At 69.4% G+C, this 12,588-nt stretch carries 13 protein-coding genes; 7 read left to right on the plus strand and 6 right to left on the minus strand.

Annotation, left to right across the window (positions count from 1 at the left end):
* Positions 1–246 precede the first annotated feature (246 nt).
* The 5 genes from metX to otnI all read left to right on the plus strand — a co-directional run bounded on the left by metX (position 247) and on the right by otnI (position 5,143).
* Positions 247–1,380, plus strand: a complete 1,134-nt coding sequence (gene metX / locus FN976_RS12740) for a homoserine O-succinyltransferase MetX (protein WP_145893416.1) — start codon at positions 247–249, stop codon at positions 1,378–1,380.
* On the plus strand, positions 1,377–1,961 hold the full coding sequence (gene metW, locus FN976_RS12745; RefSeq protein WP_145893417.1) for a methionine biosynthesis protein MetW: 585 nt from the start codon (positions 1,377–1,379) through the stop codon (positions 1,959–1,961). The genes metX and metW overlap by 4 nt, the downstream gene beginning before the upstream one ends.
* A gap of 107 nt (positions 1,962–2,068) precedes the next feature.
* On the plus strand, positions 2,069–2,938 hold the full coding sequence (locus tag FN976_RS12750; RefSeq protein ID WP_145893418.1) for a chromate resistance protein ChrB domain-containing protein: 870 nt from the start codon (positions 2,069–2,071) through the stop codon (positions 2,936–2,938).
* Positions 2,935–4,284 (plus strand): chromate efflux transporter, encoded by a 1,350-nt coding sequence (gene chrA / locus FN976_RS12755; RefSeq protein ID WP_145893419.1) that lies wholly within the window; start codon positions 2,935–2,937, stop codon positions 4,282–4,284. The genes FN976_RS12750 and chrA overlap by 4 nt, the downstream gene beginning before the upstream one ends.
* Positions 4,285–4,318: 34 nt before the next feature.
* Positions 4,319–5,143, plus strand: coding sequence for a 2-oxo-tetronate isomerase (gene otnI / locus FN976_RS12760; RefSeq protein ID WP_145893420.1), 825 nt, complete (start codon positions 4,319–4,321; stop codon positions 5,141–5,143).
* Between the two features lie 11 nt (positions 5,144–5,154).
* Here the strand turns inward: otnI and FN976_RS12765 are convergent, their stop codons facing one another.
* From FN976_RS12765 to FN976_RS12775, 3 genes are all read right to left on the minus strand, one after another.
* Positions 5,155–5,619: a DUF421 domain-containing protein gene (locus FN976_RS12765; RefSeq protein WP_145893421.1), complete on the minus strand. Its 465-nt coding sequence runs from the start codon at positions 5,617–5,619 to the stop codon at positions 5,155–5,157.
* Positions 5,620–5,689: 70 nt separating this feature from the next.
* Positions 5,690–6,442: a DUF72 domain-containing protein gene (locus FN976_RS12770; protein WP_145893422.1), complete on the minus strand. Its 753-nt coding sequence runs from the start codon at positions 6,440–6,442 to the stop codon at positions 5,690–5,692.
* Entirely contained in the window at positions 6,439–7,149 is a 711-nt protein-coding gene (locus FN976_RS12775) for a hypothetical protein (protein WP_145893423.1), read from the minus strand. The genes FN976_RS12770 and FN976_RS12775 overlap by 4 nt, the downstream gene beginning before the upstream one ends.
* A 65-nt stretch (positions 7,150–7,214) precedes the next feature.
* On the opposite strand from FN976_RS12775, the gene FN976_RS12780 reads away from it, so the two are divergent.
* Positions 7,215–8,687, plus strand: coding sequence for a M20 family metallopeptidase (locus FN976_RS12780; protein WP_145893424.1), 1,473 nt, complete (start codon positions 7,215–7,217; stop codon positions 8,685–8,687).
* A 90-nt stretch (positions 8,688–8,777) separates the two neighbouring features.
* Positions 8,778–9,632: an alpha/beta hydrolase gene (locus FN976_RS12785; RefSeq protein WP_145893425.1), complete on the plus strand. Its 855-nt coding sequence runs from the start codon at positions 8,778–8,780 to the stop codon at positions 9,630–9,632.
* Here FN976_RS12785 and FN976_RS12790 read toward each other — a convergent pair.
* Genes FN976_RS12790 through FN976_RS12800 form a run of 3 tightly spaced genes read right to left on the minus strand, consistent with a single transcriptional unit; the run spans position 9,604 to position 12,575 of the window.
* Positions 9,604–10,782, minus strand: coding sequence for an MFS transporter (locus FN976_RS12790; protein ID WP_145893426.1), 1,179 nt, complete (start codon positions 10,780–10,782; stop codon positions 9,604–9,606). The genes FN976_RS12785 and FN976_RS12790 overlap by 29 nt on opposite strands.
* On the minus strand, positions 10,779–11,486 hold the full coding sequence (locus FN976_RS12795; RefSeq protein ID WP_145893427.1) for a 16S rRNA (uracil(1498)-N(3))-methyltransferase: 708 nt from the start codon (positions 11,484–11,486) through the stop codon (positions 10,779–10,781). The genes FN976_RS12790 and FN976_RS12795 overlap by 4 nt, the downstream gene beginning before the upstream one ends.
* Before the next feature lie 3 nt (positions 11,487–11,489).
* Positions 11,490–12,575, minus strand: a complete 1,086-nt coding sequence (locus FN976_RS12800; protein ID WP_145893428.1) for an aminoglycoside phosphotransferase family protein — start codon at positions 12,573–12,575, stop codon at positions 11,490–11,492.
* Positions 12,576–12,588: the final 13 nt, after the last annotated feature.

Below are 12,588 nucleotides of genomic sequence, written 5' to 3' on the forward strand. Positions count from 1 at the left end.
TTGGGGGGGGGGGGGGGGGGGGCGTTGCTGTCTTGGGGGGGGCCCCCCCCCCCCCCCCCGGGGGGGGGGGGGGGGGGGGGGGGGGGCGCCCCCCCAACCCAGCCTACGAAGCCCAAACCTCCCGCTATACTTCGTGCCAGCGCCGATTTGCCTTCGCTTGCGGGCGCTCAATAAATTCAGCTAAAGACAGCCTGGAACCGCCCGGCATTGCTTTAGCAAAGCCGGGTTTTCTTTTATCTGGGTTCCATGTCCCTCGTCGCCACACCGCGTTCCATGCCGTTCGAAGCGCCGCTCCCGCTGAAGAGCGGCGCGTCCCTGCGCCAATACGAACTGGCCTACGAGACCTACGGCACGCTGAACGCCGCGCGCGACAACGCCGTGCTGATCTGCCACGCCCTGAATGCCTCGCACCACGTGGCGGGCGTCTACGCGGGTCAGGAAAAATCCGAAGGGTGGTGGGACACGATGATCGGCCCCGGCAAGCCGGTGGACACCGACCGCTTCTTCGTCATCGGCGTCAACAACCTGGGCTCCTGCTTCGGCTCGACCGGTCCGATGCATGTGAACCCGGACACGGGCAAGGTCTACGGCGCCGATTTCCCGGTGGTGACGGTGGAGGACTGGGTCGACGCGCAAGCCCGCTTGCTGGACGGCCTTGGCATCCAGCGCCTGGCCGCCGTGATGGGCGGCAGCCTGGGCGGCATGCAGGCGCTGTCGTGGACGCTGCAGTATCCCGAGCGGGTGCGCCATGCCGTGGTGGTCGCCAGCGCGCCCAACCTGAACGCCGAGAACATCGCCTTCAACGAGGTCGCGCGCCGCGCCATCGTCACCGACCCCGACTTCCACGGCGGCCACTTCTACGAGCACGGCGTGATCCCCAAGCGCGGCCTGCGCATCGCCCGGATGATCGGCCACATCACGTACCTGTCGGACGACGTGATGAACGAGAAGTTCGGCCGCCAACTCCGAGAAGGCATCGATCTCAAGTACTCCACGCAGGACATCGAGTTCCAGATCGAAAGCTACCTGCGCCACCAGGGCGACAAGTTCAGCGAGTACTTCGACGCCAACACCTACCTGCTGATCACGCGCGCGCTCGACTACTTCGACCCGGCGCGGGCCACCAACGGCAACCTGGCCAAGGCGCTGGCGGCGGCCACCGCGAAATTCCTGCTGGTGAGTTTCACGACCGACTGGCGCTTCTCGCCGCGGCGCAGCCGCGAGATCGTCAAGGCCCTGCTCGACAACAACCGCGACGTCAGCTACGCCGAGATCGATGCGCCGCACGGGCATGACGCCTTCCTGCTGGAAGACGCGCGCTACCTGGCGCTGGTGCGTTCGTATTTCGAGCGGATCACCGCCGAAGGTGCCAAGCCATGAGCGATCCGGCGACGCTCCAGTCCATCGCCCGCCTGGTGCCGCCGGGCTCGCGCGTGCTCGACCTCGGCTGCGGCGACGGCGCGCTGCTGGACCACCTGCAGCGCGAGCGCGGCTGCAGCGGCTACGGCATCGAGATCGCCGACGACAACCTGCTTGCCTGCGTGAAGCGCGGTGTCAACGTCATCCAGCTGAATCTCGACGAAGGCCTGTCGCTGTTCGATGACGGTTCGTTCGACGTGGTGCTGCAGGTCGACACCCTGCAGCACCTGCGCAATGCGGAGACCATGTTGCGCGAGACGGCGCGGGTGGGCAAGCTGGGCATCGTCACCTTCCCCAATTTCGCGCACTGGCCGAACCGCTTCTCCATCCTGCGCGGCCGCATGCCGGTGACCAAGCGACTGCCCTACCAGTGGTACGACACGCCCAACATCCGCGTCGGCACGTTCAAGGACTTCGAGGTGCTGGCCACCAAGAACCGGCTGGCGATCCTCGATGCCTTCGGCCTGCAGGACGGGCGGGAACGGCGCTTCCTGCCGAACCTCACGGCGAGCACCGCGGTGTTCAAGTTCGAACGCGGTTGAGCGACAGGCCCTAGAATCGCGGCATCGGGAACAACAGCCTCCCGGTCCTTCAAGGCAGATGGTGTCCCATCCAAGCGCTGGCAACTTCCCCAGTTGGAGTTTTCCCCGTGGACACCGCATTGCCATCCATTTCCCGTTCCGAACTTGCTTCCCGCCTGGGCCGCCCTGGCGCGCCGCTGTTGCTCGACGTGCGCCGGCGTGAGCGTTTCGCCGCCAGCGGCCACCTGCTCGCCGGCGCCCGCTACTGCGCGCCCGAAGAAGTGGCGGCGCTCGCCGCCAGCCAGCCGCCCGGTGAAGCCATCGCCTATTGCGTGTACGGCCACAACGTGAGCGAGGACGCGGTGCGCACCCTGCGCGCCGCCGGCTGGGACGCGCGGCTGCTGGCCGGTGGCTTCGAGGGCGGCGAACCCGGCGTCGATGCCGCGGCTGATGTCGAAGCCTGGCGCGCCGTCCCGTTGCCGCGCATCCGCAAGCGCCCCGACCTGGGCGTGGCGGGCGAGGCGGCTTCGCGCTGGGTCACCCGTGCGCGACCGAAGGTCGAGCGCGTGGCTTGCCCGTGGCTGATCCGCCGCTTCATCGACGCACGCGCCGAATTCCACTACGTACCCGCCGAACAGGTCTTCGCGCAGGCGCGCGTATTGGAAGCCGTGCCCTACGACGTGCCCGATGCGCCGATCACGCATGCCTGGGAGAAGGGCAGCTTCGACGCCTTGCTCGCGGCCTTCGAGCTGGAAGACCCGGCGCTGCATGCGCTGGCCACCATCGTGCGCGCAGCCGACACCGACCGGATGAAGCTGGCGCCGCAGGCGGCCGGGCTGCTGGCGATCTCACTCGGCCTGTCGCACCTGAATGCCGGGGACGATCACGCGATGCTCGAAGCGGCAATGCCGATCTACGACGCGCTCTACGCCTGGTGCCGTGATGCAAGCGGCGAAACGCACCGCTGGCAGGCCCACCAGCTGGTGGTTACGGCATGAGCGCAGTCCTGAGCCCCATCACTTTCACGGAAGCGCTGAAGTTCTGGCTGCGCCTGGGCTTCATCAGCTTCGGCGGACCGGCCGGCCAGATCGCGATCATGCACCGCGAGCTGGTCGAGCAAAAGCGCTGGATCTCCGAGCGGCGCTTCCTGCACGCCCTCAACTACTGCATGCTGCTGCCCGGACCCGAGGCGCAGCAACTGGCCACCTACATCGGCTGGCTGATGCACCGCACCTGGGGTGGCATCGTGGCCGGCGGGTTGTTCGTGTTGCCGTCGCTCGTCATCCTCATCGGGCTGAGCTGGGTCTACGTCGCCTTCGGCTCCGTGACCTGGGTGGCTGGCCTGTTCTACGGCATCAAGCCCGCCGTGGCGGCCATCGTGCTGCAGGCGGTCTGGCGCATCGGCAGCCGCACGCTGAAGCATCCGCGCAAGGTGCCGCTGCTGTGGGCGATCGCCGTGGCGAGCTTCGTCGCGATCGCCGTGCTCGAAGTACCCTTCCCCTGGGTGGTGGCGGCCGCGGCGCTGACCGGCGTGCTGGGCGCACGCTTCGCGCCGGCGCAGTTCGCGCCCGGTGGCAACCACGGCGGGGCGGCCAAGGACTGGGGCCCGGCCGTGATCGACGACCACACGCCCTCGCCGGACCACGCGCGCTTCAGCCGCGTCCGCCTGCTGGCCATCGTGCTGGCGGGAGCCGTGCTGTGGCTGCTGCCGATGGGCGCGCTCGTCGCGCACGGCGGCTGGGACGGTACGCTGGCCCAGATGGGCTGGTTCTTCAGCAAGGCGGCGCTGCTCACCTTCGGCGGCGCCTATGCGGTCTTGCCCTACGTCTACCAGGGCGCCGTCGAACACCAGCAATGGCTGACCGGCGCGCAGATGATGGACGGCCTGGCGCTGGGCGAAACCACGCCCGGGCCGCTGATCATGGTGGTGGCCTTCGTGGGTTTTGTCGGCGGCTGGACGCGCCAGGTGCTGGGCCCCGACGCGCTGTTCCTGGGCGCCGCGCTGGCCGCCACCGTGGTCACGTGGTTCACCTTCCTGCCGTCGTTCCTGTTCATCCTGGCCGGCGGCCCGCTGGTGGAGGCGACGCACGGCAAGCTCGGGTTCACGGCGCCGCTGACCGCCATCACGGCGGCGGTGGTCGGCGTGATCGCCACCCTGGCGCTGTTCTTCCTCGTGCACGTGGCACGCGATGCGCGGCCGGCCGGCTGGCCGGTGGACTGGGTGGCACTGGGGATCGCCGCGGCCGCGGCTGTGGCCTTGCTGCGCTACAAGATCGGCGTGATCCCGGTGATCGCGGGCTGCGCGGTGGTCGGGATGGTGTTGCGGGTGAGCGGTTGGTCGTAAGCGTCAAGCGGCCATGTCGGCGTATGCTTTCGCCATGCCCCGTTTCGCCGCCAACCTGTCGATGCTCTATCCGGAGCATGCTTTCCTGGACCGCTTCGAGGCCGCCGCGCGCGATGGCTTCCGTGGCGTGGAATTCCTGTTCCCGTACGAGCACCCGGCCGCCGAGCTCGCGGCCCGGCTGAAGGCGAACGGGCTGCAGCAAGTCCTGTTCAACACGGTGCCGGGCGACTTCCAGGCCGGGGAACGCGGGCTGGCCGCGCTGCCGGGCCGCGAGGCCGAGTTCCGGGCCGGTGTCGAGAAGGCGCTGGAGTACGCGGAAGCGCTCGCCTGCCCCCGCCTGCACGTCATGGCCGGGCTGGTGCCGGAAGGGATGGATCGCGCGACGATGCGTGCGACCTACCTCGCCAACCTGCGCTGGGCCGCCGGCCTGGCGGCGCGGCAGGGCGTGGCCCTCCTGATCGAGCCGATCAACACGCGCGACATTCCGGGCTATTTCCTGAACCGGCAGGACCATGCGCACGAGCTGCTCTCCGAGGTCGGCGCGCTGAACCTGCAGGTGCAGATGGACCTGTACCACTGCCAGGTCGTCGAAGGCGACGTGGCCAGCAAGATCCGGCAGTACCTGCCCACCGGGCGCGTCGGGCACTTCCAGATCGCGGGCGTGCCGGCGCGGCACGAGCCCGACCTGGGCGAGGTCAACTACCCCTACCTGTTCTCGGTGATCGACGAAGTCGCCAGGGAGAGCGGCTGGCAGGGCTGGGTCGGCTGCGAGTACCGGCCCGCGCGCGGCGCCGCCGCGGGCGGGACCAGCCAGGGCCTGGATTGGCTGCGCCGCTGGCAGAGCCGCGAAAATGACTAGGCGCGCGGGTTCTAGCCCTGCTGCTTCAGGATGCTGATGGTGCCGTCCACCTCCAGCACGGCCATGCGCATCTCCTCCACCTGGCAGTCGGCGCCACGCAGCGCCTTCTCCACGTCCGACTCGGGCACGCGCTCCTTCTTCAGCACGTCCTTGTAGATGACGCCATCACGTCCGATGAGAACGGCCGTGCCCTGCAGCACCGCGTCGGCCTTGCGGCTGCGCGTGGTGAAGACGGCGATCCCCATGTCGAGCGCCACCAGGACCGCGCAGGCGATCAGCCCGCCCACCAGTGACTTGTCGCCGCCACGCAGCGAGTCGCCGACGGCCTCGGACATCAGCATCACCACCAGCAGGTCGAACGGGGTGAACTGGCCCACGGTGCGCTTGCCGGTGATGCGGACCATCGCCAGCACGGCCAGGTAGACCGCCGCTGCGCGAACCATCAGTTCCCAGACGGGGATTTCCAGGTCGAACATGCGATGCAGTGCATCACACGGCTGGGCTACGGGGCGTCGGAGACGGCCGACCCCGGCTGTCGGCGTGGGCCTATGCCTGAAGCATCTTCAGGAACGCCTGCGCCGCCGCCGGCGCCCTCTCCTTGGCCCCGTTGATGAAGAACACGAACGCCTGGTGGCGCCCGCTTTGCCCCACCCATTCCTGCGCGCCCTGGACCCAGGTCGCGAGCTCGCTTTCCGGGTACCCGGTGGGCAGCTCCGCGCGGCTGCGCATCAGGCGCAGGTAGGCCAGCTCGCTCAGTGCGTGCGCGATGCCGGGAAACTTGTCGGAGTCGGTGTACACGGTGGTGCAGCCATGCGCGCGCAACAGGTCGAGATACTGCTCCGTGGCGAAGCTCGGGTGCCGCACGTCGAGCACGTGGCGCAACTCGCGTCCCTGCACCTCGCGCGGCAGCAGCTTCAGGAAAGCCGCCGTGTCCTCGGCGTCGAAGGCCTTGGTCGGCATGAACTGCCAGACGATGGGGCCCAGCTTGCCGCCGAGTTCGGCCAGTCCGCTGCCGATGAAATTGTTGATGCCCTCGCCGGCCGTCGCCAGCACCTTGCGGTGCGTGGTGAAGCGGTGCGCCTTCAACGAGAAGACGAAGTCTTCGGGCGTCTCGTCGCGCCACTTGGCGAAGGTCGTCGGCTTGAAGGTGCTGTAGAAGGTGCCGTTCACCTCGATGGCCGTGAGCTGGCGGCTGGCATAGGTCAGCTCCTTGGCGTGCGCCAGGCCGGGCGGGTAGAAGTTGTTGCGCCAGGGCTCGAAGGTCCAGCCGCCGATGCCGACGCGAAGTTGCGGGTTCATGGTTCCGGTCTCCAGGTGCCCCAGGTGTGCTGGTCGGGGGTTTCGACATAGCCGCGGCGCGGCGCTTCCGACTCGCGCAGCTGCGCGTCGGCGTTGATGGCCAGGCCCATGCGGAAGGCCTGCGGCTCCAGGCCCTGCTGGTGCAGCAGGGCGCCCAGCACGAGGTCGCTGCCGTTGTGGCCCAGCGCCTCGCCGGGCCAGTCGAAGCGGCGAATCAGATCCAGCGGGACGACGGTCCAGCCGCCGGTTGGGAACAGGATCGTCTCCGGCACCTCCCGGCCCGTGAACCAGGGTTGCTGCCGCACCCAGTCGCGCTGGGCCGGCGTCAGGTGCTGCGTGTACAGCGCGCCCAACGCGGGGGCGTGTTCGGCCCGGGCCGTCACGGCACGCAGCCAAGGCGCCGCCTGCACCCCGGGCTGCAGGCAGGAATCGTCATCGAACCACATCAGGTGCGTGGCATCCCCGCGGTAGCCAGCCAGCAGGCGGCGCATCATGGGGCACTTGTAGATCTGCGGATCGGCGGATTCCGTCTCCACGTCCGGCAGGAGTTCGTCCAGCACCGCGCGGGACCGGGGCGACACCTCGTTCAGCCCGACCGCCAAGTCCACCTGGCCGGTGTTCCGCAGCGCGCGCAAGGTCTGGCCGCAGCGCTGGGCCAGCTCGGGGTGATCGCCATAGAAAAGTGCGAGGACGAGAAACTTGACCATGAAACGGCATTGGGAAAGCCGCTGCATCCTAGCCGAGCGCCGTCGCGCGGCGTAGAGTGCGGGGCATGAACGCCCCCCTGCACCGCGAAATGCCCCCCACGCTGCTCGACAGCGCCGCCGCCCTGGCCCAGGTCACCGACCAATGGGACCGTGACATCGTCCGCCAGCTCACCGACTACATCGCGATCCCGGCCAAGTCGCCCGGTTTCGACAAGGACTGGGCCCAGCACGGCCACATCGACACCGTGCTGCGCAATGCCGCCGCCTGGGTCGAGGCGCAGAAGGTCGAAGGCCTGGTGCTGGAGGTCGTGCGCCTGCCCGGCCGCACGCCGGTGATCTTCTTCGAGGTGCCGGCCACCAAGGCCGGGTCGACGCAAACGATCCTGATGTATGGCCACCTGGACAAGCAGCCCGAATTCACCGGCTGGCGCAACGACCTCGGCCCCTGGACGCCCAAGTACGAGGACGGCAAGCTGTACGGCCGCGGCGGCGCCGACGACGGTTACGCGGTTTACGCGAGCGTTGCGGCCGTGCAGGCGCTGAAGGCGCAGAAGACGCCGCATCCGCGCATCGTGGGCCTGATCGAGACTTGCGAGGAATCGGGCTCCTACGACCTGCTGCCCTACGTGGACGCCCTGCGCGACCGCCTGGGAGACGTCGCACTGGTGATCTGCCTGGACTCGGGTGCCGGCAACTACGACCAGCTGTGGCTGACGACGTCGCTGCGCGGGCTGGCGGGCGGCACGCTGAAGGTGGAAATCCTCACCGAAGGCGTGCATTCCGGCGACGCGTCCGGCCTGGTGCCATCGAGCTTCCGGATCATGCGGCAAGTGCTGGACCGGCTGGAAGACAGCAAGACGGGCCGGCTGCTGCCGGCCAGCTTCCATTGCGACATGCCGGCGGACCGGTTGGCCCAGGCGCAGGCCACCGCGAAGATCCTGGGCGACGAGGTTTACAAGCGCTTCCCCTGGGCCCACGCCGACTGCGGCGGTTCCACCGCATTCGCGTTGCCCACCACGACCGACCCCGTGCAGGCCCTGGTCAACCGCACCTGGACGCCGACGCTGTCGGTGACGGGCGCCGAAGGCTTCCCGGCCCTGCAGGACGCCGGCAACGTGCTGCGCCCCTACACCGCATTCAAACTCTCCCTGCGCCTGCCGCCCCTGGTGGATGCTGCGCAAGCCGTGGATGAGCTGAAGACGCTGCTGGAGGACAACGCCCCCTACCAGGCCAAGGTGACCTTCACGGCGAACGGCGCGGCCACCGGCTGGAACGCACCGGCCACCACCGACTGGTTCGAACGCGCGCTGAACTCGGCATCGCAGGCGCACTTCGGCGCGCCGGTGGGCTACATCGGCCAGGGCGGCACGATCCCGCTGATGAACATGCTGAGCCAGGGCTTTCCGAAGGCGCAGATGATGGTGTGCGGCGTGCTCGGCCCGCGCAGCAACGCGCACGGCCCCAACGAGTTCCTGCACGTGCCTTATGCCAAGCGGCTGACCGCGGCGGTCGCCGAGGTGATGGCGCAGCTGCCCTGATTTTTATTCGTGTGACTTAGCGCACAGCGGACTGTCAACCCCAGTCGCGGGGATTGACAGTCCACGCGGGCGGGTCATGATCGCGCCTTGATGAGCGAGGACCCCCCGGATTCCACCCTGACGACCTACACCGCCAGCGACGGCGACAACCTCGCCGTGCAGGACTGGCCGTTGCCCGAGGACGTGCGCCCGCGCGCCCTCGTCATCATCGTGCACGGGCTGGGCGAACACGCCGGCCGCTACGACCATGTCGCGCGCCGGCTCAACGAATGGGGTTACGCCGTCCGCAGCTACGACCAGTACGGCCACGGCGAATCCGGCGGCGTGCGGGGCGCGTTGCCCCGCAAGCACCGCTTCCTCGACGACCTGGCCGACATCGTGGAAAGCACGCGCAAGCGCATGCCCGGCATCCCGGTCGTGCTGCTGGGGCACAGCATGGGCGGCCTGGTGGCCAGCCGCTTCGTGGCGCGCGGCATCATGCAGGTCGATGCGCTGGTGCTGTCGTCACCCGCGCTCGGCACCCGCACCACCGCGTTGCAGAAACTGCTGCTGGCCATCGTGCCCAAGATCGCACCCAATTTCACCGTCGGCAACGGACTCGACCCCCAGTTGATCTCGCATGACCCACAGGTGGTGGCCGCGTACCAGGCGGATCCATTGGTGCACGACCGCGTCTCGGGCCGGCTGGGCCTGTTCATCGCCGACGGCGGCGCCAAGGTGATCGCGCAGGCACCCCACTGGAAAGTGCCGACCCTGCTGCTGTACGCGGGCGCCGACCAGCTGGTGGACCCGGCCGGCAGCCGCGCCTTTGCGGCGGCGGCGCCGGGGCAGGTGGTCACGTCCCACTGCTTCGAGGGTCTGTACCACGAGATCCTCAACGAGCCGCCCGACATGGCCGCGCCCGTCTACGCCGCGCTCAGGCAGTGGCTGGACGCGCGTTTCTAGCGCGCAGCGCCAGCCACACCAGCGCCGCCGCCGTCACCACCACCGGGACCAGCGAGCCGTAGTTCAACAGCGTCCAGCCCTGCGTGGTGACCAGCACGCCCGAGGCCAATGACGACACCGCGAGCGTCGCGAACACGAAGAAGTTGAGCGCACCCTGGGCGCGGTCGCGCTCCTCGGGCGCATAGGCCGAGAGCGACAGCGTGGTGCTGCCGGTGAACAGGAAGTTCCAGCCCACTCCCAGCAGGAACAGCGCCGCCAGGAACTGGTGCAGGTCCACGCCGGAGAGCGCGATCGCGATGCAGGCGAAGTTGAGCGCGACGCCCACGCCCATGATGGGCAGCGCGCCGAACCGCTTGATCAAATGACCGGTGAAGAAGCCGGGTGCGAACATGCCGATCACGTGCCACTCCAGCACCAGCGCGGCGTCCGAAAACGGCAGGCCGCATTGCTGCATGGCCAGCGGCGTCGCCGCCATCAGCAGGTTCATCACACCGAAGCCGAGCGCGCCCGACATCGCGGCGACCACGAAGATCGGCTGGCGCATGATCTCCGTCAGCGGCCGCCCGCCGGGGTCGCCGGCCTGCTTGACCGGCACCGGCGGAAACTCGATGAAGGCGAGCACGGCGAACGCGAGCAGCGCCACACCCGCGAGCGCGACATAGGCGCCGGCAAAGGGCACGGCGCTGACATTGCGCGTCATGGCCGCCAGGTTGGGCCCGACGATGGCGCCCAGCAGGCCACCGGCCATCACCAGGGACACGGCCTTCTCGCGCGCGGCCGGCGCCGCGAGTTCGGCCGAGGCGAAGCGGTACAGGCTCGCATTGGCGGCATAGAAACCGGAGACCACGGTGCCGAAGCAGAGCAGCCAGAAATTGCGCGTGACCGCGGCGAAGGCGCACAGCAGCGCCGATGCGATGGCGACCGCCAGCCCCATCTGGAAGGAGCGCTTGCGCCCGAGCCGCGCCTGCGTGCGTGCGACCACCCCCGTGAAGACGGCGCCGCCCACCACATAACCCATCACCGGCAGCGTGGCCATCCATGCGTAAGGCGCCAGCGCGAGCCCCACCAGGCCGTTGATGGCGATGAAGGTGACGTTGTTGGTGAGGAAGAGGCCCTGCAGGCCGGCGAGCAGCCAGAGGTTGCGGTTCATGGGGCCAGTGTAAGGAGAACGAGCGCAGCCAGTGGCGCCGTCTCCGCGCGCAGCACCGCTGGGCCCAGCCGCGCGGGCCGCCAGCCGGCCGCGATGGCGGCGTCTTCCTCCGCCGGGGCGAGCCCGCCTTCCGGACCGCTCAGGAGGGTGACCTCGCCAGAGGCTTTGACTTGCGCCAGCGGCACGGCGCCATCGCGCAACGAGAGCATCCAGCCCGGCGCCGGTTGCGACGCCAGCCATTCGTTGAAGGCGCGCACCGGATGCACAGTGGGCACCCGGTTGCGCCCGCTCTGCTCGCAAGCCGCGACCGCCACGCCCTGCCAGTGCGCCTGCTTCTTCTGCGCGCGCTCGCCCTGCAGCCGCAGCACGCTGTGTTGCGCCTGCAGCGGCTGGATGCTGGCCGCGCCGAGTTCAGCCGCCTTCTCCACCAGCCAGTCCATGCGCTCGTTCGCGGGCATGCCCACGGCCAGGTGCACGGCGCGGACCGGCTCGCGCTCGACCGGGTCATGCGCGCCGACCTGCACGCGCACGTCGCTGCGGCCCATCTGCTCCACCACCGCCTGGTATTCGCCGCCGCGGCCGTCGAACAGCGTGAGCGCCATCCCGGGCTGCATGCGCAGCACCTGGACGTGGCGGGCGGCGCCGGCGGGCAGGTCGATCACCAGCCCCGCAGCCAGCGGCGTGGGGCAGTGGAAGCGCGGCATGGGCTAGACCCGGCCGAAGGCGTAACCGCTGACCGCGTCCGTGCCCTCGACCTCGTCGATCAGCTTCGCCAAGGGTCCCAGTTCGCGATAGCGGCTGGCCGTGGCGCGGATGTAGCCGATGAAGCGCGGCGCGTCCGCCAGGTATTTCGGCTTGCCGTCGCGCAGCGTGAGCCGCGCGAAGATGCCGGCTACTTTCAGGTGGCGTTGCAGGCCCATCCACTCCACCGCGCGGTAGAACTCGCCGAAATCGCGGTCCACCGGCAGGCCGGCTTTCTGCGCCTGCTCCCAGTAGCGCACGGTGACGTCGAGCACGAACTCCTCGTCCCAGCTCAGGAAGGCATCGCGCATCAGGCAGGCGATGTCGTAGGTGATGGGGCCGTGCACGGCATCCTGGAAGTCGAGCACGCCCAGGCGCTTCTCCGCCGGATCGCGCGGGATCATCAGGTTGCGCGGCATGAAGTCGCGGTGCACGTGAACGGCGGGCGCGGCGAGGTTGCGCTCCACGATCAGGCGGAACTGCTGGTCCAGCGTCTCGCGCACGGCCCCTTCCACCGCGATGCCGCGATGGCGCTGCAGGTACCAGTCGGGAAACAGGGACAGCTCGCGCAGCAGCAGCGGCGCGTCGTACGCGGGCAGGGTGCCGGGCCGCGAAGCCGCTTGCCACCCGATCAGCGCGTCGATCGCACGCTGGTAGAGCGGCAGGTTGGCGGCCGGCCGGCCGGCATCCACCACCTCGATCATGGTGCGGTCGCCCAGGTCGTCCAGCAGCATGAAACCCAGCGGTTCGTCCCAGGCCAGCACACGGGGGACCAGCAGGCCGGCGGCCGCCATCCGCTCGGCCACCTGCACGAACGGCCGGCAGTCCTCCAGGGCCGGCGGCGCATCCATCACGATGAAGCTGCCGCCCTGCCCATCCAGGCGCAGGTAGCGCCGGAAGCTGGCGTCGGCCGAGGCGGGGCGCAGGCTGGCGGGCACCAGGCCATGCGTCGGCGCAATCCCGGCCAGCCAGGCATGGAAGGCGGCTTCGCGCTGCGGGTCGGCCCAGGGGACGGAGATGGACGGGGCGCGCGGCGGCGTGGAATCGCTCATGGATAATCGATTC

Source organism: Caenimonas sedimenti, assembly GCF_007833165.1.
Classification (GTDB): Bacteria; Pseudomonadota; Gammaproteobacteria; order Burkholderiales; family Burkholderiaceae_C; genus Ramlibacter; species Ramlibacter sedimenti.

Coding starts and splice junctions, on each gene's coding strand:
- chrA (WP_145893419.1), top strand. CDS start 2,935: ATGAGCGCAGTCCTGAGCCCCATCACTTTCACGGAAGCGCTGAAGTTC.
- metW (WP_145893417.1), top strand. CDS start 1,377: ATGAGCGATCCGGCGACGCTCCAGTCCATCGCCCGCCTGGTGCCGCCG.
- FN976_RS12790 (WP_145893426.1), bottom strand. CDS start 10,782: ATGAACCGCAACCTCTGGCTGCTCGCCGGCCTGCAGGGCCTCTTCCTC.
- FN976_RS12770 (WP_145893422.1), bottom strand. CDS start 6,442: ATGAACCCGCAACTTCGCGTCGGCATCGGCGGCTGGACCTTCGAGCCC.
- FN976_RS12785 (WP_145893425.1), top strand. CDS start 8,778: ATGAGCGAGGACCCCCCGGATTCCACCCTGACGACCTACACCGCCAGC.
- otnI (WP_145893420.1), top strand. CDS start 4,319: ATGCCCCGTTTCGCCGCCAACCTGTCGATGCTCTATCCGGAGCATGCT.
- FN976_RS12800 (WP_145893428.1), bottom strand. CDS start 12,575: ATGAGCGATTCCACGCCGCCGCGCGCCCCGTCCATCTCCGTCCCCTGG.
- FN976_RS12765 (WP_145893421.1), bottom strand. CDS start 5,619: ATGTTCGACCTGGAAATCCCCGTCTGGGAACTGATGGTTCGCGCAGCG.
- FN976_RS12795 (WP_145893427.1), bottom strand. CDS start 11,486: ATGCCGCGCTTCCACTGCCCCACGCCGCTGGCTGCGGGGCTGGTGATC.
- metX (WP_145893416.1), top strand. CDS start 247: ATGTCCCTCGTCGCCACACCGCGTTCCATGCCGTTCGAAGCGCCGCTC.
- FN976_RS12775 (WP_145893423.1), bottom strand. CDS start 7,149: ATGGTCAAGTTTCTCGTCCTCGCACTTTTCTATGGCGATCACCCCGAG.
- FN976_RS12780 (WP_145893424.1), top strand. CDS start 7,215: ATGAACGCCCCCCTGCACCGCGAAATGCCCCCCACGCTGCTCGACAGC.